Origin of the sequence: Paenibacillus chartarius (assembly GCF_042432825.1) — a bacterium.
GTDB lineage: Bacteria > Bacillota > Bacilli > Paenibacillales > NBRC-103111 > Gordoniibacillus > Gordoniibacillus chartarius.
The window spans coordinates 35,405-59,783 of record NZ_JBHLWN010000019.1; the positions used below are offsets into that span (position 1 = coordinate 35,405).

23 protein-coding genes are annotated in these 24,379 nt (G+C 56.3%); 18 read left to right on the top strand and 5 right to left on the bottom strand.

The genetic code is table 11. From position 1 onward, the window contains the following. Positions 1-14: 14 nt before the first annotated feature. The 11 genes from cobD (at position 15) to ACFFK0_RS03400 (ending at position 10,704) form a co-directional block, all read left to right on the top strand. Positions 15-1,133, top strand: a complete 1,119-nt coding sequence (gene cobD / locus ACFFK0_RS03350; protein ID WP_377468470.1) for a threonine-phosphate decarboxylase CobD — start codon at positions 15-17, stop codon at positions 1,131-1,133. Further along, positions 1,130-2,683, top strand: a complete 1,554-nt coding sequence (locus tag ACFFK0_RS03355) for a cobyric acid synthase (RefSeq protein ID WP_377468471.1) — start codon at positions 1,130-1,132, stop codon at positions 2,681-2,683. The genes cobD and ACFFK0_RS03355 overlap by 4 nt, the downstream gene beginning before the upstream one ends. 16 nt (positions 2,684-2,699) lie before the next feature. Further along, entirely contained in the window at positions 2,700-3,272 is a 573-nt protein-coding gene (locus ACFFK0_RS03360) for a cob(I)yrinic acid a,c-diamide adenosyltransferase (RefSeq protein ID WP_377468472.1), read from the top strand. Positions 3,273-3,286: 14 nt separating this feature from the next. Then, the gene (locus tag ACFFK0_RS03365) at positions 3,287-4,201 is read left to right on the top strand and encodes an RluA family pseudouridine synthase (RefSeq protein ID WP_377468506.1); all 915 of its coding nucleotides are present in this window, start codon (positions 3,287-3,289) and stop codon (positions 4,199-4,201) included. A gap of 186 nt (positions 4,202-4,387) precedes the next feature. Then, positions 4,388-4,756 carry an arsenate reductase family protein gene (locus ACFFK0_RS03370; protein ID WP_377468473.1) on the top strand — a complete coding sequence of 123 codons (369 nt, stop codon included), beginning with the start codon at positions 4,388-4,390 and terminating at the stop codon, positions 4,754-4,756. Further along, entirely contained in the window at positions 4,753-5,949 is a 1,197-nt protein-coding gene (locus ACFFK0_RS03375; protein ID WP_377468475.1) for an aminotransferase class I/II-fold pyridoxal phosphate-dependent enzyme, read from the top strand. Before ACFFK0_RS03370 ends, ACFFK0_RS03375 begins: the two co-directional genes overlap by 4 nt. A gap of 65 nt (positions 5,950-6,014) precedes the next feature. Next, positions 6,015-6,173 carry a hypothetical protein gene (locus ACFFK0_RS03380; protein WP_377468477.1) on the top strand — a complete coding sequence of 53 codons (159 nt, stop codon included), beginning with the start codon at positions 6,015-6,017 and terminating at the stop codon, positions 6,171-6,173. Positions 6,174-6,387: 214 nt separating this feature from the next. Beyond that, positions 6,388-7,569, top strand: coding sequence for a DNA sulfur modification protein DndB (locus ACFFK0_RS03385; RefSeq protein ID WP_377468478.1), 1,182 nt, complete (start codon positions 6,388-6,390; stop codon positions 7,567-7,569). A gap of 1 nt (position 7,570) precedes the next feature. Continuing rightward, complete coding sequence (locus ACFFK0_RS03390) at positions 7,571-8,743, top strand: DNA sulfur modification protein DndB (protein WP_377468479.1); 1,173 nt, start codon at positions 7,571-7,573, stop codon at positions 8,741-8,743. Between the two features lie 136 nt (positions 8,744-8,879). Next, a complete protein-coding gene (locus tag ACFFK0_RS03395) occupies positions 8,880-10,151 on the top strand; it encodes a methyl-accepting chemotaxis protein (RefSeq protein ID WP_377468481.1) in 1,272 nt (423 codons plus the stop codon). A gap of 70 nt (positions 10,152-10,221) precedes the next feature. Next, on the top strand, positions 10,222-10,704 hold the full coding sequence (locus ACFFK0_RS03400) for an immunoglobulin-like domain-containing protein (RefSeq protein WP_377468482.1): 483 nt from the start codon (positions 10,222-10,224) through the stop codon (positions 10,702-10,704). 56 nt (positions 10,705-10,760) lie between these two features. Here the strand turns inward: ACFFK0_RS03400 and ACFFK0_RS03405 are convergent, their stop codons facing one another. Continuing rightward, a complete protein-coding gene (locus ACFFK0_RS03405) occupies positions 10,761-11,354 on the bottom strand; it encodes a PadR family transcriptional regulator (RefSeq protein WP_377468484.1) in 594 nt (197 codons plus the stop codon). A 10-nt stretch (positions 11,355-11,364) separates the two neighbouring features. After that, the gene (locus ACFFK0_RS03410) at positions 11,365-12,894 is read right to left on the bottom strand and encodes an MDR family MFS transporter (RefSeq protein ID WP_377468485.1); all 1,530 of its coding nucleotides are present in this window, start codon (positions 12,892-12,894) and stop codon (positions 11,365-11,367) included. Positions 12,895-13,064: 170 nt separating this feature from the next. Here ACFFK0_RS03410 and ACFFK0_RS03415 point away from each other — a divergent pair, with 170 nt between their 5' ends. The 6 genes from ACFFK0_RS03415 to ACFFK0_RS03440 all read left to right on the top strand — a co-directional run bounded on the left by ACFFK0_RS03415 (position 13,065) and on the right by ACFFK0_RS03440 (position 20,940). Continuing rightward, entirely contained in the window at positions 13,065-14,867 is a 1,803-nt protein-coding gene (locus ACFFK0_RS03415) for a sensor histidine kinase (protein WP_377468487.1), read from the top strand. A gap of 19 nt (positions 14,868-14,886) precedes the next feature. Further along, entirely contained in the window at positions 14,887-16,479 is a 1,593-nt protein-coding gene (locus ACFFK0_RS03420) for a response regulator (protein ID WP_377468489.1), read from the top strand. Positions 16,480-16,657: 178 nt separating this feature from the next. Next, on the top strand, positions 16,658-18,001 hold the full coding sequence (locus ACFFK0_RS03425) for an ABC transporter substrate-binding protein (RefSeq protein WP_377468490.1): 1,344 nt from the start codon (positions 16,658-16,660) through the stop codon (positions 17,999-18,001). Positions 18,002-18,118: 117 nt separating this feature from the next. Next, complete coding sequence (locus ACFFK0_RS03430; protein ID WP_377468491.1) at positions 18,119-19,000, top strand: carbohydrate ABC transporter permease; 882 nt, start codon at positions 18,119-18,121, stop codon at positions 18,998-19,000. 18 nt (positions 19,001-19,018) lie between these two features. Beyond that, on the top strand, positions 19,019-19,861 hold the full coding sequence (locus ACFFK0_RS03435) for a carbohydrate ABC transporter permease (protein ID WP_377468507.1): 843 nt from the start codon (positions 19,019-19,021) through the stop codon (positions 19,859-19,861). Between the two features lie 191 nt (positions 19,862-20,052). After that, positions 20,053-20,940, top strand: coding sequence for a 5'-3' exonuclease (locus tag ACFFK0_RS03440; protein ID WP_377468492.1), 888 nt, complete (start codon positions 20,053-20,055; stop codon positions 20,938-20,940). 406 nt (positions 20,941-21,346) lie between these two features. Here the strand turns inward: ACFFK0_RS03440 and ACFFK0_RS03445 are convergent, their stop codons facing one another. From ACFFK0_RS03445 to ACFFK0_RS03455, 3 genes are all read right to left on the bottom strand, one after another. Further along, positions 21,347-22,207, bottom strand: coding sequence for a sugar phosphate isomerase/epimerase family protein (locus ACFFK0_RS03445; protein ID WP_377468493.1), 861 nt, complete (start codon positions 22,205-22,207; stop codon positions 21,347-21,349). Positions 22,208-22,324: 117 nt separating this feature from the next. Continuing rightward, the gene (locus tag ACFFK0_RS03450; protein ID WP_377468494.1) at positions 22,325-22,642 is read right to left on the bottom strand and encodes a hypothetical protein; all 318 of its coding nucleotides are present in this window, start codon (positions 22,640-22,642) and stop codon (positions 22,325-22,327) included. Positions 22,643-22,696: 54 nt separating this feature from the next. Beyond that, entirely contained in the window at positions 22,697-22,990 is a 294-nt protein-coding gene (locus ACFFK0_RS03455) for a DUF3055 domain-containing protein (protein WP_377468495.1), read from the bottom strand. A gap of 223 nt (positions 22,991-23,213) precedes the next feature. Between ACFFK0_RS03455 and ACFFK0_RS03460 the strand changes: the two genes are divergently transcribed. Further along, positions 23,214-24,212, top strand: coding sequence for an HRDC domain-containing protein (locus ACFFK0_RS03460; protein WP_377468496.1), 999 nt, complete (start codon positions 23,214-23,216; stop codon positions 24,210-24,212). The last annotated feature ends 167 nt before the right edge of the window (positions 24,213-24,379 follow it).

Below are 24,379 nucleotides of genomic sequence, written 5' to 3' on the forward strand. Positions count from 1 at the left end.
GAGAAGGAATATCGATGACATTGGAACGATACGGCCACGGCGGCGATTTGCGGACAGCTGCGGAAGCTTTCGGCGGAGAGCCGGGCCGTTTTCTCGATTACAGCTCCAACATGAATCCGTTCGGGCCGCCGCCGGTCGTAGGCAGCGTGCTTGGCGAGCGGTGGCGGGAGCTTGCCGCTTACCCGGATCCGGCTGTCCGCGAGCTGCGGGCGGCGCTCGCCGGACGCTATGACATATCGCCGGACAGCATTCTGGTCGGCAACGGCGCAGCGGAGCTGATCGATTTGCTTGTCCGGGTGCTCCGTCCGGAGACCGTCGCTCTGGCGCAGCCCGCCTTCGTCGAATATGAACAGGCGGTTCGCCACGCCGGAAGCCGGATCCACCCGATTCCGCTGCTCGCCGAGCAGGATTTCGTCCTGCAGCGGGAGCCGCTGGAGCCGGCGCTGCGGGCTTCCGGTCTGTTATTTCTCGGACAGCCGAACAACCCGACCGGGGCGCTCGTGCCGCAGCCGCTGCTCGAGCTGGCCTTGGAAGGAGGCAGGCCGCTTGCTCTTGACGAGGCGTTCCTCGATTTTGTGCCCGACGAACGGAACATAACGCTCATCCGTCGTGCCGCCAGTCAGCGCAATGTGTTTGTGATTCGTTCCATGACGAAGTTTTATGCGATTCCGGGCGTGCGCCTCGGGTTCATGGTTGCGCATCCAGATCATATCCGCATGCTGCAGGAGCGGCAGGTGCCGTGGAGCGTCAATGCGATGGCGCAATGGATCGGCTGCGCCGTATTGCAAGATGCGGAGTATGAGGAGCGGACCCGGCTCTGGCTGCAGGAAGAGCGCCCATGGCTGGCGGACGGCTTGCGGCGGCTCGGCTTGCATGTCGTGCCGGGGGCGGCCGCCAACTACTTGCTGTGCCGTCTGCCGGCCCAGCTGGCGGGGCGCGTAGACGAGCTGCAGAGGAGCATGGGCGGGCAAGGCATTCTCATCCGCAATGCGGCGACGTTCCGGGGGCTCGAGGCCGGCTGGCTGCGACTTGCCGTAAAGCTGCGCGCCGATAACGAGCGGCTGCTGCTTACGCTCGGAGCGGTGCTCGACGAGATGCGCGGACGCTTCGAGGGCGGGGGTGCCGAGCGATGAAGGCAAGAACGCTGATGATTCAAGGAACCTCCTCCGATGTCGGGAAGAGCATTCTGACGACGGCGCTGTGCCGCATTTTCAAGCAGGATGGGTATCGGGTACGGCCGTTCAAATCGCAAAACATGTCGCTCAACTCCTACGTGACGCCGGACGGCAAAGAAATCGGGCGCGCGCAAGGCGTGCAGGCGGATGCTTGCGGTACGGCGGCGACGACCGATATGAACCCGATACTCCTCAAGCCGAAGCAGGATATGGTGTCGCAAGTCGTTGTGCACGGCAGGCCGCTGGCCGATTACGATGCGAGGGCGTATCGGGAGCAGTATTTGCCGCAGGCGGAAACCATCGTCAAGGACGCGCTCGCGCGGCTGCGTGCCGAATGCGACATCGTCGTGCTGGAAGGGGCGGGCAGTCCCGCCGAGGTTAACCTGAAGGATCGCGATATCGTCAATATGCGTGCGGCGGCGTGGGCGGACGCGCCCGTGCTGCTGGCGGCCGACATCGACCGGGGCGGCGTGTTCGCTTCAATCGTCGGGACATTGGAGATTTTGACGCCGGAAGAAAGAGACCGCGTGAAAGGCTTTATCATTAATAAATTTCGCGGCGACGTATCGCTTCTGAAGCCGGGCCTGGATTGGCTCGAAGCGAAGACCGGCAAGCCGGTGCTGGGCGTCGTTCCGTATTTGCCGGAGCTGGGCATCGAAGACGAGGATTCCGCGTCATTGGATTCGAAGCGCACAATCAGCACCATCTCTTCACGAATGACGGAGAACGATCCGGACCGCGTACTGGATGTCGCCGTGATTCGTTTTCCGCGCATATCGAATTTCACGGACATTGACCCGCTGCTGCTGGAGCCCGACGTGCGCGTCCGGTATGTTTCGCATCCGTCGGAGTGGGGAGAGCCCGACGCCGTTATTTTACCGGGGAGCAAAAACACAATCGAGGATCTGTTCTTCATTCGCGAGCATCACTTAGAGCCGTTGATTATTCGCCACGTTAACGAGCGGCAGCGGCATATGATCGGCATCTGTGCCGGGTATCAAATGATGGGCCGGAGGCTGCTCGACCCGGAAGGCTGGGAGTCGGACAGAGGCATTGCGGAGCTGAACGGTCTCGGGCTGCTGCCGACGGAAACGCGGTTTACGGCGGACAAGCGGACGGTGCAGGTGCAAGGCACGGCCAAGCTGTTCGGGAGGGGGGCGGCCCTGCCGATCGAAGGCTATGAGATTCATATGGGCCGCACCGGGCTGACGGAGCCTGCACTGCAGCCGTTCGAAATCGCCGAAGCCGGAGCAGAGCCGCATCCCGACGGAGCCGTCGCAGGAGAAGGGACGGTATGGGGGACGTATGTGCACGGCATTCTTCACAACGACGAGCTCAGGCGTGAATGGCTCAACGAGCTGCGTGTCCGGAAAGGATATGCACCGCTGCCTGTGCAGCTGCGTTATCGGGAGCGCCGTGAACGGGCGTTCGACCGGCTCGCCGAGCATGTCCGCAACCATTTGGATATTGCGGCGATCTATGAGATGATGAGAATATCTGAACATTGAACGGAGGATGAATCGGATGAAAATTTATACCCGAACCGGCGATGCCGGTCAAACCGGCGTGATCGGAGGACGCGTCGACAAGGACGACGTCCGCGTCGAAGCCTACGGCACCGTCGATGAGCTGAACTGCTTCGTCGGACAGGCGATGGGCTTCATGCAGCAGAAGCAGGAGCGGTATGAAGATTTGCTGGCCGACTTGCTGCAAATTCAGCATGAGCTGTTTGACTGCGGCCATGATCTGGCGATCCTGAACAAAGAGGTGCGGGCTTACAAGGTGGAAGCCGGGCTTGTCGATCAGCTTGAAGCGTGGATCGATAAGTATGATGCCGAAACGCCGGACATTACTAGGTTTATTTTACCGGGGGGCAGTCTCGTTTCCTCGACGCTGCATGTGTGCCGGACCGTCTGCCGCCGGGCGGAGCGTCGGGTCGTTACGCTGGCCCGCACGCAAGACATTAACCCGGAGGTGCGCCGGTACTTGAACCGGTTGTCCGACCTGTTCTTTACGATTGCGAGAACCGCGAATTTCCGCGAAAATGTCGCCGACGTCGAGTACGCCCGCAGTGCCGAGGTGTTCCGCCGCAAGTGAGCACGGATAGCCGCATGTATTATAAGCCCATCATCTATATTGTGCCCCCAGAGGACGAGGGCATGCTGCTGAAGACGGTGCTGCACAACCGGCTCGGCATGTCGCGCAAGCTTCTGTCGCGTCTGAAGCTGACGGAGAAGGGCATAACGCTCAACGGAGAGCGCTGCTACACGACGGTTAAGGTGAAGGCCGGCGACCGGATCGAGGCGCGGATGGAGGAAGAGGAGTCCGAGGACATTTTGCCTCAGGATTTGCCGCTCAGCATTCTATATGAAGACGAGCAATTGTTAATCGTCAATAAGGAAGCGGGCATGATCGTGCATCCGACGCATGGCCATTATGTGGGTACGGTCGCGAACGCGGTCGTTCATTATTGGCGGGAGCGCGGGGAGACGTTCCGCTTCCGTCCGGTGCACCGGCTGGATCAGGAGACGTCGGGGGTACTGGCGATCGCGAAAAATCCGTATGCGCATCAGCAAATTTCCGAGCAAATGTCGGCGCACACCGTGACGAAGGAATACGCCGCCGTCGTTCACGGGGTCATCGCTGCGGACAGCGGCACACTGACCGGTCCGATCGACCGGGACCCGGAGCAGCCTCATGTCCGGATCGTCACGCCGGACGGCTACCCGGCCGTCACCCATTATGAGGTGATGGCGCGCTATCCCGCTCACACGCTCGTGAAGCTCCGTCTCGAGACCGGGCGCACGCATCAAATTCGGGTGCATATGAAGCATCTCGGCCATCCTCTCGTCGGCGACAAAATGTACGGCCTCCCGCCCGAAGAGTCGCCGCCGTTCCCCCGACAGGCGCTGCACGCCATGCGTCTCGGCTTCGATCACCCGCTGACCAAGCAGCGCCTTACCGTCGAAGCGCCCCTGCCTGCGGATTTGGAGGAGCTTCTGAAGCTTGTATCCGGCGGGGAGTAGTCGGAATTTGCGAATCAAGCTGCCAAGACATTCGTGGTACTTTCAAAGAGAGACTTTGCTTCATTCCAATGGAAGCTGCAAACTAAAGCCGGTCGGCCTCCACGGAGCCGACGCCCTCTATCGAGCACTCGCAGTCCTGACGTCACGACGGCCAGAGCACCATTTTCAAACAAGGGGACATCCGACATGAGCAAGCTTACCGTCTATGAATATAGCAAATGCGGCACCTGCCGAACCGCCGTCAAGTGGCTGAAAGCCGCCGGGCACGAAGTGGAGGCCATCCCGCTGTTTGAACAGCTTCCGACGCCCGAGCAGCTCAAAACATGGATTGCCCGCAGCGGCCTGGGCATCCGGAAATGGTTCAACACTTCAGGCGAAGTCTACAAGGAAATGGGACTGAAAGACGTGCTCCCGACGATGAGCGAAGAGGAAATGATTCGCTTGCTCGCTTCGAACGGCAGACTGATTAAACGTCCTGTCGTTACCGATGGCCATCACGTGACTGTCGGTTATAAAGAAGACCAATACACGGAAATATGGGGGGAACGTTCATGACGTTGCGTGCGGTGGCGTCCAAGCGGCTTGAGGGACTTAGCTCCGCTATATTTACAGAGGTTGCCTCCTGGAAGCGGGAGGCACAAGCGAGAGGCGTCGATGTAATCGACCTCGGTATCGGCAGTCCCGATCAGCCGCCTTCGGAGCGAGTCATGCAGACGCTGCAAAGAGCTGTGCTTAACCCGGTTAATTACGGTTATCCTACATCGGAAGGCAGTCCGGCGTTTCGTCAAGCGGTAGCCCGATGGTATGCGCACCGGTTCGGCGTCGATTTGGATCCCGAGGGGGAAGTGCTGGCCCTGATGGGCTCGCAGGACGGGCTTGCACATTTGGCGTTATCCATCACGGACCCTGGCGATATCGCACTCGTGCCGGATCCGGGATATCCGATCTACAGCGCCGCATTGACCTTGGCCGGAGTGGAGCCGTACATGCTGCCGCTTCGTGCGGAGAACCGGTACCTTCCATTATTGGAACAAATACCGGAAGAGGTCGCCCGGAAGGCGAAGTTCATTTTACTGAATTATCCGAGCAATCCGTTGTCGGCCGTGGCGGACCGGACATTCTTCGAGAGCTTATTGGCATTCGCCAAGCGTTATGAACTGGTTGTCGTACATGATCTCGCGTATTCGGAAATGGCATTCGACGGGTATAAGCCGATGAGCATTCTTGAAATTCCCGGCGCCAAGGATATTGCCGTCGAATTTCATTCCTTGTCAAAGAGCTTTAATATGGCTGGCTGCCGCATTGCGTTCCTCGTTGGGCGATCCGATGTGGTCAAGGCATTGAAAATTGTCAAATCCAATATCGATTATGGGGTTTTTCTCGCCGTTCAGAAAGCCGGTATCGCCGCATTGGAAGAAGATATGGAAACTGCGCATACTGTCGGACCTTTATATGAGCGGCGCCGAGATGCGCTTCTGTCGACACTTGAAGATTACGGTTGGAGCATTCAGAAGCCGAAGGCGACAATGTTCGTATGGGCGCCGATTCCGAAAGGATGGACAGCTCGACAAATTTCCCGGGAAATGACACTTCGTGCAGGTGTTGTCGTAATTCCGGGCGACGCATTCGGATCTGAGGGCGAAGGGTACGTCCGGATCGCACTCGTACAGGATGAAGAACGGCTGCGCGAAGCGGGCAGACGCATGGGAGAATTCCTGCGGATGAATCCGCATCCCGCCATGGAATAGACTGGGCGGATTCGCAGCATACTACGTCGGAAATCAACGATATTCGATGTGGAGGTGCAAGCGATATGAAACATATCTTGTCTAAGCAAGTCGCCGAGGAAGCGGGCATTACGGAGCCGCAAGCGGAGAAAGCTGTCGAAGCGATGGTAGGATACTTGAAGACTCGGATTCCAAAGGAAACGGCCGCAGAAATTCAAAATTTGTTTCTAGCAGATAACGAGTAAGGAACTCTTGACAGCGCAACATCTTTACGCCATCCTAGTATCATGGATGGCTTTTTAATTTACCATTACAGCATAGTACAGGGACACGACACGTTTCAAACGGCATTTATTTGTCTATAATAGCACGTAATGCGGTGGACCCGGAAAATGCTGGCAGCAACCGCTTTCGAAAACTGACTACCACCATTGCTTTAGTAGAGAAAGGAGCAAGCTCATGGATTCGATTTCTTCTTTGTCCGAGCTGCTGTCCGAGCAAAGACCTTCTTCCCTTGTGGAAATTCCAGGCGTGCTCGGCCAGACGTTCGGTCAGGCTACGCTGGCCACAACAATGCCGATGAGTAAGCTGTTCACGGTATTCGAGGTCGATCTCGAAGTACAGCGTGCTATTATCCCTCGCAACTTGTCCAAACTTATCGATTATATTAACTTGTACTTGGATAACCGGCAGGCGATTTATTTTCCGGGCATTATTTTCTCCGCTCGTGGCGCCGGTGTGTATGATGAACAATCCGGCACGTTCCGCCTGAAGCCGATCGAGAAGCTGTACGTTGTCGACGGCCAGCATCGGCTTGCCGCGTTCCAGCGCATCATGGAGACGCTGCAGAGCCAGATGGCCAGGGCGAAAGATCGTCGCGAGTACGACAAGATGGAAGAGATTTCGGAGAAGCTGAGCCGGTTGTACGCTTTCCCGATCTCGGTCATGATCTATCTGGACATCAATGCCCGTCAAGAGCGTCAATTGTTCTCCGATATCAACAAGCTGCCCCGCAAAATCGGCGGCAACCTGGCTGTGCTTCGCGACCAGCGCCGTTTCTATCATGTGATGGGTTCGAAGCTGGCGGAATCGCCGATTATGAGCCGGATACCGGTCGATATGTTCTCCGAACGCGGCAAAGCGCCGGACTGCTTGTTCACGTATCATCTGCTGATCGAAATTTTGGCGGCGCTGTTTGAGGGCCGATTGAAGAACGGTGCCCGCAACAACGGCTATCAGTTCGAAGAATCCGACTTGGCCGAGCATGTCGGCTTAGCCGAAATGTATATGTCCCGCCTGCTCGACCATTTGCCGGAGCCTGCGAAGGGCGAACTGTGCTGGTCGGAGAACGTGCAGATCGCACTGGCGCTGTTCTTCCACGGCGAAGCGGTGAAAACCGGGAAATTCAACAAATACGCACTGGATTATGCCATGAATATTCTTCCGCATATCCCGTGGAACGATATTTACCAGGGCGAGGAGAAGGACCGTCTGCCGCGCCGTTCCCGGATTATGAAAGCTTTCCAGTTTGTGAAACATTTCTACGACGAGAAGCATATGTTCCTGATCCGCGAGTCGGATAAAGTAAAGCGTCCCGACAATGATCAGTTCGAAGCGGACTTGAACGAGGAGGTAAGCTAGAATGGAAGGATTGCGTCTACGCATGGCCATTCACCCGTTCTGCGAAAAGTTCGGTCTCGCAACGATCGCACTGCGGGTGCAGGATCTGCTTAACTATACGGAAATCGACCCGATGGTTCAGCGTAAGCTGAGCACGATGCAGCGCCGCAAAATCGCCAATTACTTGCAAGAGCGCGAGCTCGATCAAGTGTTCTTCGGCCCGGTCACGCTCTCTCTGCGCGACGTCAGCTCGCTGGCCAAGAACGAATTGGGAGACTTGTACTTGCGCCATGGCTCCAAGCTCAGCATTTTGGACGGTCAGCACCGCATTCTGGCGCTCGGGTATGTGAATGAAAACATGCTGAAGGAAGTGCGCCGATACGAGCGGCAGGCGGCAACGCTGAAGCTGAAGCTGCGCAAGGAAGGCGACAAGCCGGAAATCCGCGATGAGCTGGAGCAGGCGGAAGGCACGCTGCGCCAGCTGGAAGCCCGCCGGCTGGATTTGATGGAAACGCAGCTAGCCGTTCAAATCTACATCGGTTTGAGCGAGGAAGAAGAGCAGCAGCTGTTCGGCGACATTAACTCCAAGGTGCAGCTCGTATCGAAGGAGCTCGGCCATTCGTTCGACTCCGTCGATCCGCTCAATCTGGTCATTCAGCAAGTCGTCGATTACAACGTACTGCTGAAGGGCGCCGGTGTCGAGCGCAGAAATACGTTAACGGCGTTTAATAAAAATTTCACCTGTCTGAGCTGGCTGTACTCGACGGCGGTGATGCTCTTCTCCGGAAGATTGCAATCCTCCTACGAGCTGCAGCGGAAAGTTCGCCAAGACCTGCCGACTTACGTGGAGATATTGCACCAATTCTTCAACACGCTGCTGCCGATGATGCCGGAACAGCCGGGCTTGCCTGCGTATTCGTCCTCCAGCCGCGTCATGCAGGAGAGCATTGCGCTGTACGCGAACCATTTCCTGTTCAAGGACGGCGAATACAACGAAGGCTGGACCGAATGCTTGCGTATTCTGGACGGCTTCGATTGGTCGCATGACAATGAGGAGCTTGTATACATTTTCGGCAGTCTGGATAACGGCAAGCTGAATCTCATTCACGAGAAATCGCTCCGTAAGCACGCCAAGCTCGTCCAGTTCTTTATGGAAGGAACGGATGCGGCGGAGGGCATGGCCCCTACGGCTTAATACGTTACAAAAAACCTTACTTCAACTGGCCTTTACGGCGGTGAAGTAAGGTTTTTTTGTATGTGTTCCATTCGGGAGGACTAACCGGCGAGGAGCTCGAACATAGTGCTGAATGATAACCTTTCAGGAGGTCTGCATGAACGCAAATCGTGAAATTATAAAGAAATTAATCGGTTATTTGTTTAAAAACTTTCTTCAGGGGGCCGTTATCGCCCTGGCGGCCGTATGCATTTCCCACTTCGCCGTAGGACAGCCTGTATTTTCCAAGCTCAACATAATTCTTGTATTGCTGGTCTCAGCGGGAACCGTCGTATCCGGATTTTTCAATTTTATGACATATGCGACGCCGTTCCGAGAAATTGAAATGTTTATCAGCCATATTGCCAAAGGCGATCTGTCCCAAGATTTGAACCTGAAGAAGCTCGGCCCTTTGAATCGTTTCGGTCCTTCGATGAACCAGATGCGACAATCGCTGCATGAGCTGGTCTCTACCGCAAAGGATACGACCGTTGAGGTCAATAGCTCCATTGCCGTCCTCACCGAACGTATGGAAAGCACGAGGGAAGATTATCAGCGAATTTTGGAGCATGTACACGCGCTGTCGACAGCATCCAAGTTTCAATCTCAAGCGGCGTTGGAAAGCGCAAAAGCGGTGGAGGAAGTTTCGAGCGGCGTCATTCACATTTCGGAGAAGACGACCGAAGTCGGCAGCTCCAGCGATCAGGCGGCCGGCGTTGCCGCATTGACCCGAGAAGACATCGCTAATATGAATCTCCAAATGACCCGCGTCCAGGAAGCATTCGGACAGCTGGCTCAGACGGTCGGCGGCTTTATTCGCATTAGCGAGCATATCAGCGGGGTCATTCAATCGATCTCCGATATTTCCAGGCAAACGAGCCTGCTCGCACTGAACGCCAGCATCGAGGCGGCTCGTGCCGGTGAGCATGGCCGCGGCTTTGCCGTTGTAGCAAGCGAGGTTCGCAAGCTCGCAGACTTGTCGAACGAATCCGCTCATGCCATTCAGGAACTGATCGGTAATATTCAAACGAATTCGCATCAAGCGATAGAAGCTATGGCCGCTTCCGAGCGTGAGGTCGATTCCGGCTTGAAGGTCGCCTACCGGACGGAGTCCTCCATGAGCGGGATCTTAACGACAGTAGAGAAGATACATAAGCAGATGCAGGACATTACCGATATTGCGGAGCAAATGGCTGCAGGCAGTGAACAGGTGGCGGCTGCGGTCGAAGAAATGGCGCAGTCGGCTTCCGGATCGAGCAGGCAGGTTCAGGAAGTGGTGCAGCTGACGGACCGGGTGCAGGTGTCGATGGATGAGATGGGGGCCACGACCGCCAAATTGCAGGACAAGGGAGATCGTCTGCAAGCGTTAATGAACCAATTTTATCTGTGAAAAGAAACTTTTCGCACAGCGCCTCCGTTTGATCTTGGGAATCAACCTTTTTTCATGTCGGAGGTGCGCGATGAAACGATTGCCGATGGTCATGACAACCGTAGCTGTTAGTTTGTTAATGGTGTTCATTGCAATTGCAGAGCGGAACGAGGGTATTCTTACTTTCAGACCGAAGGCCCCGAATGAAGCAAATCCCGTTTCGACGGAAGTGTCGAACCCGCTGGTCAAGGCGTCAATGTATACAACGGAGAGCAGCTATAAGGGAAATGCGAACGTAACGCTGGTCGTATATAACGAGGGGCCGGCCGATCTGATGTTCGGGGCGGATTATTCCTTTGAAAAGTTGACCGACGGGCAATGGGCGGCGTACCAACCGAATGGCGCCGTTGCATTTCCGGCTATCGGCTACACGATGTCGGCAGGAGGCCGCAAGAACATGGAAGTTCGTCTCCCCGGCTTGCCGCCGGGCCGCTACCGCTTCATCAAAGAAGTGAAGGGCGATGGTACGGATATCCGAATCGAGCTTCGCGCCGAATTTGACGTTGTCCGCTAAGAGAAAACCGCCGCAGCGAAGGGGAAGCAAGGCTTCCCTTTCCGCTGGCGGCGGCTTTATGTTTCATCCCAATCCTCATCAAGCTCTTCATCCAGGTCCCACGACTCGCTGAAGCTCCCGAGCCTGCCTTCCACGGCATCCTTATGCAGCCGCTTCAGCCACTTCACATCCGTGACGATATGCATGTAGGAGGCGGCCATCAAATGCAGCACCGACTTCGGCACTTCCCCGACATGAGCGTGATACGCACCGCGCATGAGTTCGGCTTTGGCCTTGGCCTGCTCCAGCTTCTCCGCAATCAGTCCGGCCAGCTTCGCCTGGTCGCCGAGATAGGCGAACGGCAGCGCCGTAAACAGCGGATGCTCGATGACCTTCTGCGCTTTGAATTGCTCCAGCAGCAGCTCCTGAAACAAGTCGCGGCCCGGCGGCATGATCCGGTACACCGTACGGTCCGGCCGGCTCGCCTCCCGCACCACCCGGGCCACATCGATGCAGTCATCCTTGCGGAGCTGATCCACGGCATAGTATAACGAACCCTCTTGAAACTTGATAAATTTATGGAAGTTCCGTTCCTTTACCAGCTGAATCATTTCGTACGGGTGCATATCCCGTTCCATGAGCAGGCCGAGAATCAGAAGCTTCAAAGACATCGCCGTTCACCTACTCGATCTGAAAGGCCGGGCGTTCGTTTTTCGCTTCTTGGCCTTGTCCCTGCTGGGGGACCTGCAAACGAGCCTTCCCCATCCAGATAGCGGTCAGCAGCGCCAATACCGGCAGCACGGTTCCCCATTGGAAAATAAACGTGATCGAATCGCCCAAGGAGGCAAGCAATTGCTTCAGCACCGGTGCGGGAATTTGCGCCTGCACCTCCGGCTGCAGCAATCCGCGTCCGTCGCCGATCCGATCGGCGAATTCGGCCGGAATGGAATCATGCAGCCGGGTCGTCTGGAGAACGCCGAATACGGTGACGCCGAGCGCGGAGCCGATCGTCCGGAAGAATACGATAAGCGATGTGACGGCGCCCTTGTATTGCGGCTGAACGTCATGGAGCGCCGACATGTTCAGTACCGGGAACGAGACGCCCATACCGAGACCAAGCACGACCATGTACACGGTAATCAGCCAGGACGGCGTATCGGCGTTCATGGAGCCGAGCAGAGCGGTGCCGGCCAGAAGAACCAAGCCTGATGTCAGCATGATGGTACGGAAATTGAACTTCGTGACGAAACGGCCGCCCACGATGGAGCTGGCGACAACCCCCAGCATCATCGGCGTCATAATGCCGCCGGCCGCACTTGCTGAGCCGCTCTTCACGCCTTGGATGAACAGCGGAATGTAGGAGGCGCCGGCAATCATCACCGCTCCGTACAAGAACGCGATGATTTGACTCGTTGTGAACAGCTTGATGCGGAACAGGTCGAGCTTCACGATCGGATCGGCCGCAAGCTTCGCTTCGACAACCAGAAACAGCGCAAGCAGAACGGCAAAGCCGACGAACATCGAGATGATTTGCCAGGAGCCCCACGCAAAGTCTTTGCCGCCAAGCTCCAGAGCGAACATCAGCAGCAGGATCGAGGCGGTGAGCAAAGCGGCGCCGGCATAATCGACCTTCTGCTTACGGTGCTGCTTCGATTCATGATAGAACATGAACAGCAGAATCGTCGCGATGACGCCGATCGGAAGATTGATCAGGAAGATCCACGTCCAGTCGACATAATCGGTAAAATAGCCCCCGAGACTCGGGCCGAATACGGAGGATAAGCCGAATACGGCGCCGAACAGGCCGTTCATCTTGCCCCGCTGCTCCGGCGGGAAAATATCGAAAATAATCGTAAAGGCGATCGGCATCAGAGCGCCTCCGCCAATACCCTGCACGGCCCGGTATATGATGAGCTGCGTCATATCCGTTGCAGTGGCGCACAGCGCGGAGCCGATCATGAACAGCACGAGACCGAGCGCGAAAAATAGCTTGCGGCCGAACATATCGGACAGCTTGCCGAATATCGGCGTAGCTACGACCGAAGCGATCATGTAGGCGGAGAACACCCATACGAAGTATTCGAAGCCCCCCAGCTCCTTCACGATGGTCGGCATCGCCGTCGAGACGATCGTCTGGTCCAGCGCAGCCATAAAGATGCCTAGCAGCAGGGCAACGACGGTCAGCTTTGAGTTGGATTTATTGGTATCCAAGCTATAACTTCCTTTCTCTATTCAAATTTGAATAACATAAAACCCATTATACTCAAATTTGAGTAGGGGGCAACATAAGATTGTGTAAAGCTAAACCAGTCGTCGACAACGGCATGTTGTGATAAAATGTCGATATTTCCTTTGCAATGCGAAAGTGAGGGTTCAGCGCCTTGAAACTGTGGGGTCCGCCGCGTCATTGGTTCCGAAATCAATTGATTCGCAGCAAAATTTTCCTCGTATACATCCCTTTGCTTATGGTGCCACTATTCGTGCTCGGATATGTAGCGGTTACGATTTCGACGAAAGCGATCGTGAGCAAGACGATTGACAACGTTTCCGATAATGCGAACCTGATCTTGACACGAATGGACGGCATGTTCACGAATGCGGAAAGCTGCGCCAATATGCTGACGCTGAACATTAACCGGCTGCTCGTCCGCAGCGAGCTGCCGGATGGCCGCAAGCTCAGCGAGCTCCAGCTCTACAACGAGCTGAGCAATCAGCTGCGGTTCGCCCAGCTCGTCTTCCCCGATGTGGAATCGGCGGTGTTCGTCGATTCGCAGCAACGCGTATACGTGTCGGAGCTGGCGCTTGAGCGAAGGGCGGAGCTGGCTGCAGGGAGCGAGCTGCTGCGCACGATCGAGCTGTCGAACGGGAGCAACGTGTGGTTTCCGATGCAGCGCCGCGATTTCTTTGTGAAGAATGAAGCGGAGCCGGTCCTATCTCTTGGCAAGAAAATTATCAATATCGACACCGGACAGCAGCTGGGACTGCTCGTGCTGAACATTCGGGAGCGCGATATTTCGAACGTATACCGGCAAGTCGATTCGCTTTCCGGAAGCTATTTTGTCACCGATGCGGAAGGGCTGGTCATTTCGTCCCAAATGCCGGAGGAACGTCTCCTCCCGGTGGACTCGAAGCTGCGCGGTACGATTTTGGCGGAAGCGCCGGTCAGCCGGGTGGAACGTCTGCAAGGCACGGACATGCTGATCGTTTCCTCGAAATACGAGCGCTTCGATTGGCATCTTGTGACAAGAATTCCGATGAAACAATTGACCGCGGACAACGGCAAAATCATTCAGTCGATCGTCTGGATCGGACTCGCCGTTCTCCTGATCGCTCTGCTGTCCGCGCGTATCCTCGCGCAGGTCATCGTGCGTCCGCTGATGAAGCTGGCTAAAGCGATGCGGGGCTTCACCGGCGGGAGCCTGGAGGTGGAGATCGAGGTCGATTCGTCCGATGAGATCGGCCACTTGGCAGCCGGCTTCAATACGATGCTGCGGCGGATGCGCGAGCTGCTCGCACAGATCCGCGCCGAGCAGCGGAAGAAGAGGGAGATTGAGCTGGCGCTGATCCAGTCGCAGATTAAGCCGCATTTTTTGTACAATACGCTCGATGTCATCTATACGCTGTCGGAGATGGGAAGATCCCGCGATGTGCAGAAGACGACGAAGGCGCTCGCCGACTTTTACAGGGTGGTGTTGAGCGGCGGGCGGGAAGAAATTACCGTCGAGGATGAGATTCGCAATGTGAAGGACTACCTTGCGATACAGCGAATCCGTTACTTTGACGTCTTCGATTACGAGATCGAAGTCCATTCGGATGTGCTGAAGAAACGCATCCCGAAGCTGACTGTGCAGCCGCTGGTGGAGAATGCGATTTACCATGGGCTGAAGGAGAAGGGCAGCTTCGGTACATTGTCGATTCGCGGGTGGATGGAAGGAGCCCATGCCGTTCTGCAAGTGAGCGATGACGGCGTTGGCATGACGGCGGAACAGGCGGCCAGGCTGCTTCAGCCGCCTGGCGGCGATACTGCGGAAGGCGATGGAGGCGATGTTCCCGGCAAGGGCTCATCGTTTGGCCTGCGCAGCGTCGACGCCAGACTGAGGTTGTCCTACGGGGAGGAGTACGGATTGTCCGTCGAAAGCTCCCCCGGCGCAGGAACGATCGTATCGATGAAGCTACCGAACTGAATGGAGGCGGAGAAAGCACATGATCAAAATCATGGTAGTCGACGATGAAGCGATCTTCCGCGAGTATCTGAAATCGACGATAGATTGGGCATCGTACGGCTTTACGATTGTTTGCGAGGCGCGTAACGGACTGGAAGCGCTGGAGCAGGCGGAGCTGCATGTACCGGACATCGCGCTGATTGATATTAATATGCCTTACATGGACGGCTTGGAGCTCGCCGGGAAGCTCAAGGAAAAAGATCGGGACATGGGCATCGTGCTCATTACCGGCCACAGCGAATTCGAATATGCGCGCAAAGCGGTCCGAATCGGCGTCGACGATTATATTACAAAGCCGTTTGCGAAGGAAGAGCTGATCCTGACGCTGCTCAAGCTGCAGGAGCATATTTTGCAGGCCCAGGGTGCCCGTTCGACGGTAAAGACTCAGCAGGAGCTGTTCAAGGAGCAGCTGCTCGTAAGGCTTTTATCCAGCGAATACGGTGCTAGGGTGGAGCCGACCCGGGAGCAGCTGGCATACGCCGGGATGCAGCCGTATTCAGGCCGGTTCAAGACGGCGGTCATCGAGATCGACAATATGGACCAGAGATGGGACGAGGTCGGCGAGCGGCATTTATGGAGGTTTGCGGTATCAAACGTGCTTGGGGATATCGTCGAATCGCCGGGTAATCATTGGACGGTGCTCGGGCCGGAAGGACGGATTGTGTCCGTCGTCGAATTCGCCGATACGTCCAGCGAGCGCGAGTTCGACCTTGCGGCTTACGATAAGCTGTGCGTGATGGTCAAAAAATATTTGAAGTTTACGATTACGGTCGGCATCGGCGCCACACATACAGGCTACGCGGGCATCCAGATGTCGTATAAGGAAGCGCTGCTGGCGCTTCAGAACAAATTCGTGCTGGGCGGCGACCGGATGCTGGAATACGAGAAGCACCGCGAGGCCGGCTCGAACATCGGCTTCTACCCGACCGAAATCCAAGAGGCGCTGCTGCTCGGTCTTCGTTCTCACGACGAAGCGAAGGTGCAGAACGGGCTGGAGCAGGTGGCGCGTTACATTCGCGAGCAGCGGCTCAGCTTGGACTACGCATATGTCATCTATATGGGTTTGATTTCGTTATGCTTGTCCTATGTAACCGAGGCCGGCCATCATATTGGGGATGTGTTCGGCGAAGGCTTCGCACCGTATAACGAAATTCGCAAGCAGGAGACGCTCGACGACGCGTACCGGTGGGTGAACGAGCTGTACGCCAAGACGGTGAAAGCGACGTCCTCCGGCCGGATGACGCGGGCCCGGCAAATTGCCGATGCCGCCAAGAGCTACATTGAGACCAGCTTCGGCAATCCGGAGCTGGGCGTAGAGTCGGTCGCGCAGCACCTGTACATTAATTCCAGCTACCTGCGTTCCGTGTTCAAGAAGGAAGCGGGTACGACCGTTGGCGATTATATTGTCGGCGTCCGGCTGCAGAAAGCGAAGGAGCTCATCCGTACCGGACAGATCAAGCTTGCGGACATCGCGGAGATGGTCGGCTACAACGATCCGGGCTATTTCAGCAAGAGCTTCAAGAAGCATTTCGGCATGACGCCGAGCGAATATGAGCATACGATGCGAAAATAAACGCTAGTGAGCATACTGCACCCGGCATGCCCGCCATCCGAAAATTCGACTTCGTTCGATACCCGCGAATAATGCCATTTACCATCGGTTTTTACCTATTCACTATACAGCCTTCCTCGGTATACTGGGAACAGTTCAGAAAGTCCAGAGACAGATACCACGAGGAGGGTTATTTTACATGAAACGTAATTTGCTCAAAGGCTTCACGGCAGCTGTGTCCGTTGTAACGGCGGTTGCTCTTGCGGGCTGCGGCGCCGCAAGCAATACGACCACAGGCTCGACGCCGGCTCCTGCTGCGGGCACGGATACGAAAGCTGCGGACGCCGGCAAGCCGGTCAAGCTGAAAATTTACGCGCAATACGCCGATGCCGATACGAAGGGGCCCTACGACTATGCCGTAGCCGAGCTGAAGAAAGAAATGCCGAACGTAGAGCTGGAGCTCGACGTGCAGTCGCAGGACGACGGCCAGAAGCTGAAGACATACGCAGCGACAGGCAATCTCCCGGATATCTTCGGCGTAGCGCTCGACCAGATCGAGGCGTTTAAGAAGTCGGGCAATATTTTGCAGTTGGATGATTATGTGGCCAAATCGGGCTTCAAGGATAAAATGCAGCCGAGTGCGATGAACACGCTGACCGCTCCGGACGGCCACATCTACTCGTTCCCGTATGCGGGCAACGAAATGGTGCTGCTGTTCTATAACAAAGAACTGTTCAAGCAAGCGGGCGTAGACGTGCCGCAAACGTACGACCAGCTGCTGGCAGCCGTCAAGACGTTCAACGCCAAGAACATTACGCCGATGGCGTTGTTCGCCAAAGAGAAGTGGCCTTGCGTTGCGCTTTATGACATTCTGGCCACTCGTCTTGAGCCGGCAGGTATTACGAAGCTCGACAAGCTGGAGGCGAAGGCTTCCGACGAGCCGTACAAGAAGGCGGCCGAGCGGCTGAGCGAGCTGGTGAAGGCGGGGCTGCTCCAGAAGGGCGCAACGAACACGAACTACGACCAAGCGGCAGCGCTGTTCCATGAAGGCAAAGCGGCGATGTTCGTAAACGGCCAGTGGGAGATCGAAGCGGCTACCAAGGCGCTCGGCGACAAAGTCGGCTACATGTACTACCCGGCTGACAGCGCAGCGACGATCGACAAGACCAAGTATGCGTTCTCCGGCGGCGGCGGCCCTGGCGGCTATGCGGTCAACCCGAAATCCAAGAACAAGGATTTGGCGGTGAAGGTAGCCGAGTTCATCTCCTTGAAATATGCGGAGTACAAGTATACGCAGAAGGGCTCGCCAATTGTCTCGACGAAGGTGACGAAGCCGATCGAGAAGCAGTTCGATCCGCTGATGCAACAGCTCGCTAACGATATTCCGAAGATCACTTCGATGACGTCGTTCGCTTGGGGTCTTGGCAATGCGAAGGTGAAGGCCGCCCTGGAAGACGCAACGCAGAACCTGATGACGTCGGGTTACACGCCGGAGCAATTCGTCAAGGATGTTGACGCAGCGATTGCGAATGCCAAGAAATAACGGCCGGAAACGAGAAAACCACCGTTCCTTCCCATGACTAAGCGGTCTCACATCGGTTCGTCCGATGTGAGACTTGTCTTGTCGGGCAATTTATCGGACTGAGAAGGGGTGACCCGAGTGAAGAAATATTTGGGCAATAAGCTCGCCATCATACTGTTTACCTTACCGACCTTAATTTTGTTCAGCGTGATCGTCGCCTACCCGATCGCCCAAACGTTCTACCGGAGTATGTTCGAATGGGACGGCTTGTCGGAGGGCACGTTCATTTTCCTCGACAACTATACGAGACTGCTCCAGGACCGGGTATTTTGGCTGTCGGTCAAGAACGGCTTGATTTTTGCGGCGATTCTCGTCGTGTTCCAGATCGGGATGGGGACGGTGCTGGCCTTGCTCATCTCCGACGCCGCCATCAAGGGACGGAAGTTTCTGCGCATCTCGTTCTTTATCCCTGTCGTTCTGTCCGTAACGGTCGTATGCCAGCTGTGGCTGTCGATTTATAACGGTCAATACGGCCTTCTGAACAAGCTGTTTGAAATCACCGGCCTCTCTTATCGTCAAGACTGGCTGAGCAGCGAGAAGTCGGCGATCTTCGCCGTTGCGTTCGTTAACGCCTGGCAGTTCATGGGCTATCACTTCGCCTTGCTGCTCGCCGGCGTGAAGTCGATTCCGGAGCAGTATATGGAAGCGGCTCGAATCGACGGCGCCTCCAAGGCACGCGCGCATTGGGCGATTACGGTGCCGCTGCTGGGAGAGACGTATAAATTTTGCCTTGTTTTCGCGATTACCGGGGGTCTCAACGCATTCGCCCAAATGATGATCATGACAGGCGGCGGACCGGGTACGGCGACGTATACGCTTACGTACTTGATGTACCGCTCGGCGTTTCGCGTCGGCGAGTTCGGCTACGGTACGGCGGCGGCGGCGATGCTCGTCATTGAATGCTTGCTGGTGACGATCGTCATTAACCGCTTCGTCGCCCGCGAGAAAATTACTTATTGACAGGAGGCGATGACCGTGATGAGTCGCAAGACCTTGGACAACAAACCGAACGTTTGGCTGCGCGGATTTCTTTGGGTGTACGCCTTCTTGTCGCTGTACCCGCTGTTCTGGATGCTGTCCTATTCGCTCAAAAATAACAACGAAATTTTCGTGACCAATACGTTCGGTCTCCCGATGAACTTCAGGATCGAGAACTATGTAACGGCATGGTCGAAATTTAATGTGCCGCAATATTTTGGAAACTCGCTGCTGATCTCGATTGCGACTGTGGCCGGCACGATCGTGCTGTCGGTCATGTTCTCCTATGCGATCGCCCGGATGCAGTGGCGTTTGCGCGATACCGCCCGCATCTACTTGACCATAGGCATGTTCATTCCGATTCAGGTCATTATGATTCCGCTCGCCGTACTCGTACGCGATCTGCATCTTGCGAATACGTATTTTGCTCTGATCGTGCCTTATATTGCCTTCAACCTTTCGTTCTCGACGATGGTGTTCTACGGCTTTCTGCGGACGATTCCGATCGAGCTCGAGGAATCGGCTTGCATCGACGGGGCGAGCGTGTACCGTACGTTCTTCAGTATTATGCTGCCGATCATACAGCCGGCTATGGCGACGATGGTCATCTTCGTCTTCCTCAGCGCGTGGAACGAGTTCCCGATGGCGCTCATTCTCATCTCGGAGGAATCGCTCAAGACGCTGCCGCTCGGATTGCTGTTCTTCCAAGGGGAGTTTACGACGGACTGGGGCGCAATGGGCGCGGCGATGGTCATTGCGTCACTGCCGACGGTGCTGGTCTACGTCTTGTTCAGCGAACAAGTGGAGCGAGCGTTAACGGTAGGCTCGGCGGTAAAGAGCTGACAGTCTGTGGTGATTGAACATAGCTTCGCTGCCCGCGTTCCTTCCGGAGCGCCCGCGGCGAGGCTTTTTGTTTTATGGGCTTCAGCGGCGGGAATTGATGGAATTGCGGGGTTTGGCCGGATCTGCGGCAGGAAAATCCGTATTCGGCGTGTAATAGTAACTGTAGTTTATTTATGGGGAGATTATTCGCGATGACGGATCGAATATTGATTGTGGACGGGATGGCGCTGCTGTTCCGCGGATATTTTGCTTCCGCTTACGGCGGATATATTCGCCGCACGAGCGACGGGACGCCGACGAATGCGGTTTACGGCTTTACCCGGTACTTGCTCGATGCGATACGCCGGTTCAAGCCTAGCCATGTCGTGTGCTGCTGGGATACGTCCGGGAAAACGTTCCGCTCCGACCGCTACGAAGCTTACAAGGGCAACCGTCCGGAGGCGCCGGACGACCTGATCCCGCAATTCGGGCTGGTGCGGAACGTGACGGACGGCCTGGGCATCCCGAACATCGAGCTGCGCGGCTATGAGGCCGATGACTGTATCGGAACGCTGGCGAAGCGCTTCGCCGCGGAAGACAAACATGTGTTCGTCGTCAGCGGCGACGGCGATCTGCTGCAGCTTGTAGCAGACCGGATTCACGTCGTGCTGATGAAGAAAGGATTTTCCCAGTACGCGGTGTACGATCCTGCTGCGCTGCTGGAAGAACGCCAGCTTCGTCCGGAGCAAATCATCGATCTGAAGGGGCTCACCGGCGATACGTCGGATAACTATCCGGGCGTGAAGGGAATCGGGGAGAAGACCGCCGTCAAGCTGCTGCAGGAGCACGGCTCTATCGACGGTATCTTAAGCAATTTGGAGTTGCTGACGGCGTCGGTGCGGAAGAAGATTGAGCAGGATCTCGATATGCTGCATCTATGCCGCGATTTGGCGACGATCCGCTGCGACGTGCCGATCGAATGCGATGTGGAGGCCTGCCGCTGGCGGCCGGATGAGGAGCTGGTGCGCAGCAAGTTTATGGAGCTGGAATTCGAGAGCTTGATGAAGGAAGCGAACAGCTTGCTGGCCAAGATCGGGTAGAAGAAAGGAAGGCGTTCCGGTGAAGTCCGGAGCGCCTTTTTTTGGTGGTTGGGGAATTATGCGAGTCACATTTCAGCGGATTAGTTGTGAAATATCGTACTCGCTTCGGTGAGGTAGCGGTTCCGAACGATCTCTTGGACTTATGTATACAGTACCGTTCGTCTGGCGTCATGTGAGACGCTCCGCACTGCTCTGTTCAGAGCAGTACAGGAATCTGTGCGGTTTAAGCCCTTGTCGGGCTGTTGCACTATTTTGCACAACCAGATTAACGCCGTAAATATACTCGTCCAAGGACGCTGCAAGCCGTTTTCTTGCTACATCAGCGAGTATAAAACTTCGTTTTATGCTCCAGCTGAATCCGACACGGTAAACGCACCGTCATTGAGGACGGCGCATTTATCCTTGGCTATTCCAGTCCTGCCGCTTGGAAGACACGGTGGAACGCCTGCTTCGAACGGGCTGCCAGCTCCTCCGGCGTTCCGGCGGGCGGCGTCTGCGTCAAAATCTCCTGGGCGACAACGCCTTCATAGCCGATCTGGTTCAGTCCCCGCAGGAAGCCGGCCAAATCGATGACGCCATCTCCCGGATACAGCCGTCCGTTGTCAAGCGCTTCGGCGACCGGAACGTCCGGTGCGTCGTTGATATGGACATGAACGATTTGGTCGGAGCGCAGCCGAACGATGTCTTGGACGCCGAGCTCGTTCGTGTACCAATGATACGCATCGAACAGCAAGCCGACATTCGGCTCGCCGATCGCGTCGATCCAGTCCAGCGTTTCCTGCAGCGTCCTAAGGAACGGATTTGCCCATTTCGTCCGCAGGTGATGCGGGCCGACGAACTCGAGCCCGAGACGTATGCCGTAGGCGCCGAGCACCTGCGCACAGGTGCGCAGCCTGCGTGTCGCTATGATGGCGAAATGGGCGGCAGGCCAATCGGTTGACGGTAACATATAAGTGCAGCACGCCGTGCAGCCGAGCGCGGATGCCGCTTGCGCCTCGGCCGCTAGTCCCGCGAGGCCTGCGCGAAACGTATCCTCATCGCGGCGCCATTCCACGGACAGGCCGATCGAGCCGATCCGCACGCGTCCTTGACCGGCGTCCTCGAGCCAAGCTTTCGCGCCGGTCACGCTTTGCTGCTGAGCGATGAGGTCAATAAGCTCCTGGCCTCCGGCATCGACGGCGTCGAAGCCGTGCTGCGCCGCGAGACGCACGAAGCTGTCCAGTCCGCCGACATCGCCGATGCCGGCTCGCGTAAGCCCTTTCAACATACCAATCAATCCTCCCTGTGCAAGTGCTTTATAGTCCCAATTGTATACGAAAAAAGCGGCGCAGCTGCACCGCTTTTTCGGACGTTTGTCTCAATATTTCGTTGGTAACGGCGGCGGTTATCGATTTGTTCCGGCCGTTTCGTCGTGCGTCTCGTGATCTCCCGGATAATTGCGCTGCATCCCCTCGTGGAGCTCCCGGTTCTCGTAGCTTTGCCGGTTGGGCGGACGCTGGTCGCGGCGCCATTCCGTGCTTTTGCCCAGCGACTCCGTCTCCAGGGAGGTGCCGTACGGGCCTTCCGGAAACTCCTCAGGAATGAGGTCGTTGCGCTGCGATTCGACGGTCGCCAGATCCGTGCCTTCATCGCGGAATTCGCGCTTGAAGCCGTTCTGATGGCGGCGAGCTTCAGCGATTTCATCTTGCGGAATATCCTGCATAGGAAACCTCTCCTTCATTCAGGGGTATTCCTATGTAGGATGTCCGCAATTGGATTAAATATCCGTGAAATTAATGGCGCCTACGATTTGTTCCAGGAAGGCGCGCAGCTCGGCGGCTTCTTCCTCCGTCAGCTTGAAGGCGTGCTCCAGGTAGCCTTCCTCCTCGAGATCGTCCGGACCGATAATGCCGCTGCGGCTGCTTTGAAGATCGATGATCACCTTCTTGCCGTAGTAGCGGTTCGTCGTCATAATCGCGAGGTCGAAGCGACGCATGGATTCGCCGATAAAGCAAACGAAGCGCGTCGACGTCTGTTCGGTATGGTCATATAAAAAATCGTAATCGGACATGGAAATCCCTCCTATGACCATGATTATATCGCAAAACGGCAGGGAACAAAATCAAAACCCCCTTGCATGGGCTCGTTCCGCATGGTATGATTTGGATAATTCAATAAATGCGGAAGGAAGCACCTTCTCTTGACTGGACGTACGAATGTCGTACATCCGTGAGAGAAGGTGCTTTTTTGCTTTGTTGAACGAAAATTCGAGAGCGAATTAAGGAGGAGTAACGATGAATTTGGTGTTCATGAGCAGCTTGGAGAAGGACGGTGCGGAGGGGCATGCCGTAAGCGCCCAGGTGACGATCGGCGAACGGCATGGCGTATGGAACGTGATTTGGAACGAGGCCCGGGCGGACGGCCCGACGACGCAGGAAGTGTGGTACGAAGGCATTTCATGGGACGAGATGCTGACGACGTTCCGCATGCAGCTGCAGGACAAGTGGCTGCAAGGGTTTTCGCCGCTCGTTGAAGCGACGATTGAAGGACGAATGGAGCTGTCCGGCAAAGGGCGGTTCAATGCGATGCTGCAATGCTACAGCGACAAATTTACGAATGAAGCGGCTTATGAGAAGCTTCGGGAATGGCGGCGGGAGCAGGCTCAGAAAGAAAGCAAAGCGGCATACTTGGTGGCAACCAATCGCGTGCTGCGCTTAATCTCGGCATTCCTGCCGCAAACGCCTGAAGAGCTGGCGTTAATTCCGTGGCTTGGCGAGCAGAAGGCTAAGCTGTACGGTCCGCAGCTGCTTGCCGTCACATCGGCATTCGAACGCACGACGGCATTTCCGCTCGACTGGGTGGAGGAGGCGCTGGGCGAGGCGGCGTTCGAAGCCTGGCTGCGCGAGCAGAAGGTGCTGAAGCTGCGCACGGAGCAGACGCTTCAGCAGCAGAAGCGGCAGCTGCTGGAAGGCATGGCGCGCGGGCAGCGGGTGGAGACGCTGGCCGCCGAGCTGTCGCTGTCGCGCCGTGAAATCGTACAGCGGATCGAGACGCTGGATCAAGAAGGCTACGACATCGAGATGCTGCTCAAGACGGAGCTCGAGCTTGTGCCCGAAGCCGAGCGCAGCAAGGCACGGCGCGCCTTTGAGCTGGAAGGCGTCAGGTATTTAAAGCCTGTACTGCACCGCATGTATACGGAGGATGAGTTAAAGGCGCTGGATTTGGATCGGGCTTACGAGTGGCTGCGCTTGATGCGGCTGCAATATCGGAAAGAGAAGCTGGCCGCCGCTTGAGCTAGAGCACCTTTAAGCGATGGGACGGGAGCGAGAGGCAAGATATTATGTAGAGATAGGAAAAAGGATGATCATAAACGTTTTACGGTCTTGGACCGAGGACTTCGCGAGGCTAGAGGGCGTTAAGCAAATAGGCAGCCCATCCTCCGGCGAGGATAGACTGCCTA

What these genes read in the sequence shown, in the direction of transcription:
- cobD (WP_377468470.1), top strand. Translation starts at nt 15, where the DNA reads ATGACATTGGAACGATACGGCCACGGCGGCGATTTGCGGACAGCTGCG.
- ACFFK0_RS03355 (WP_377468471.1), top strand. Translation starts at nt 1,130, where the DNA reads ATGAAGGCAAGAACGCTGATGATTCAAGGAACCTCCTCCGATGTCGGG.
- ACFFK0_RS03360 (WP_377468472.1), top strand. Translation starts at nt 2,700, where the DNA reads ATGAAAATTTATACCCGAACCGGCGATGCCGGTCAAACCGGCGTGATC.
- ACFFK0_RS03365 (WP_377468506.1), top strand. Translation starts at nt 3,287, where the DNA reads ATGTATTATAAGCCCATCATCTATATTGTGCCCCCAGAGGACGAGGGC.
- ACFFK0_RS03370 (WP_377468473.1), top strand. Translation starts at nt 4,388, where the DNA reads ATGAGCAAGCTTACCGTCTATGAATATAGCAAATGCGGCACCTGCCGA.
- ACFFK0_RS03375 (WP_377468475.1), top strand. Translation starts at nt 4,753, where the DNA reads ATGACGTTGCGTGCGGTGGCGTCCAAGCGGCTTGAGGGACTTAGCTCC.
- ACFFK0_RS03380 (WP_377468477.1), top strand. Translation starts at nt 6,015, where the DNA reads ATGAAACATATCTTGTCTAAGCAAGTCGCCGAGGAAGCGGGCATTACG.
- ACFFK0_RS03385 (WP_377468478.1), top strand. Translation starts at nt 6,388, where the DNA reads ATGGATTCGATTTCTTCTTTGTCCGAGCTGCTGTCCGAGCAAAGACCT.
- ACFFK0_RS03390 (WP_377468479.1), top strand. Translation starts at nt 7,571, where the DNA reads ATGGAAGGATTGCGTCTACGCATGGCCATTCACCCGTTCTGCGAAAAG.
- ACFFK0_RS03395 (WP_377468481.1), top strand. Translation starts at nt 8,880, where the DNA reads ATGAACGCAAATCGTGAAATTATAAAGAAATTAATCGGTTATTTGTTT.
- ACFFK0_RS03400 (WP_377468482.1), top strand. Translation starts at nt 10,222, where the DNA reads ATGAAACGATTGCCGATGGTCATGACAACCGTAGCTGTTAGTTTGTTA.
- ACFFK0_RS03405 (WP_377468484.1), bottom strand. Translation starts at nt 11,354, where the DNA reads ATGTCTTTGAAGCTTCTGATTCTCGGCCTGCTCATGGAACGGGATATG.
- ACFFK0_RS03420 (WP_377468489.1), top strand. Translation starts at nt 14,887, where the DNA reads ATGATCAAAATCATGGTAGTCGACGATGAAGCGATCTTCCGCGAGTAT.
- ACFFK0_RS03425 (WP_377468490.1), top strand. Translation starts at nt 16,658, where the DNA reads ATGAAACGTAATTTGCTCAAAGGCTTCACGGCAGCTGTGTCCGTTGTA.
- ACFFK0_RS03435 (WP_377468507.1), top strand. Translation starts at nt 19,019, where the DNA reads ATGAGTCGCAAGACCTTGGACAACAAACCGAACGTTTGGCTGCGCGGA.
- ACFFK0_RS03440 (WP_377468492.1), top strand. Translation starts at nt 20,053, where the DNA reads ATGACGGATCGAATATTGATTGTGGACGGGATGGCGCTGCTGTTCCGC.
- ACFFK0_RS03445 (WP_377468493.1), bottom strand. Translation starts at nt 22,207, where the DNA reads ATGTTGAAAGGGCTTACGCGAGCCGGCATCGGCGATGTCGGCGGACTG.
- ACFFK0_RS03450 (WP_377468494.1), bottom strand. Translation starts at nt 22,642, where the DNA reads ATGCAGGATATTCCGCAAGATGAAATCGCTGAAGCTCGCCGCCATCAG.
- ACFFK0_RS03455 (WP_377468495.1), bottom strand. Translation starts at nt 22,990, where the DNA reads ATGTCCGATTACGATTTTTTATATGACCATACCGAACAGACGTCGACG.
- ACFFK0_RS03460 (WP_377468496.1), top strand. Translation starts at nt 23,214, where the DNA reads ATGAATTTGGTGTTCATGAGCAGCTTGGAGAAGGACGGTGCGGAGGGG.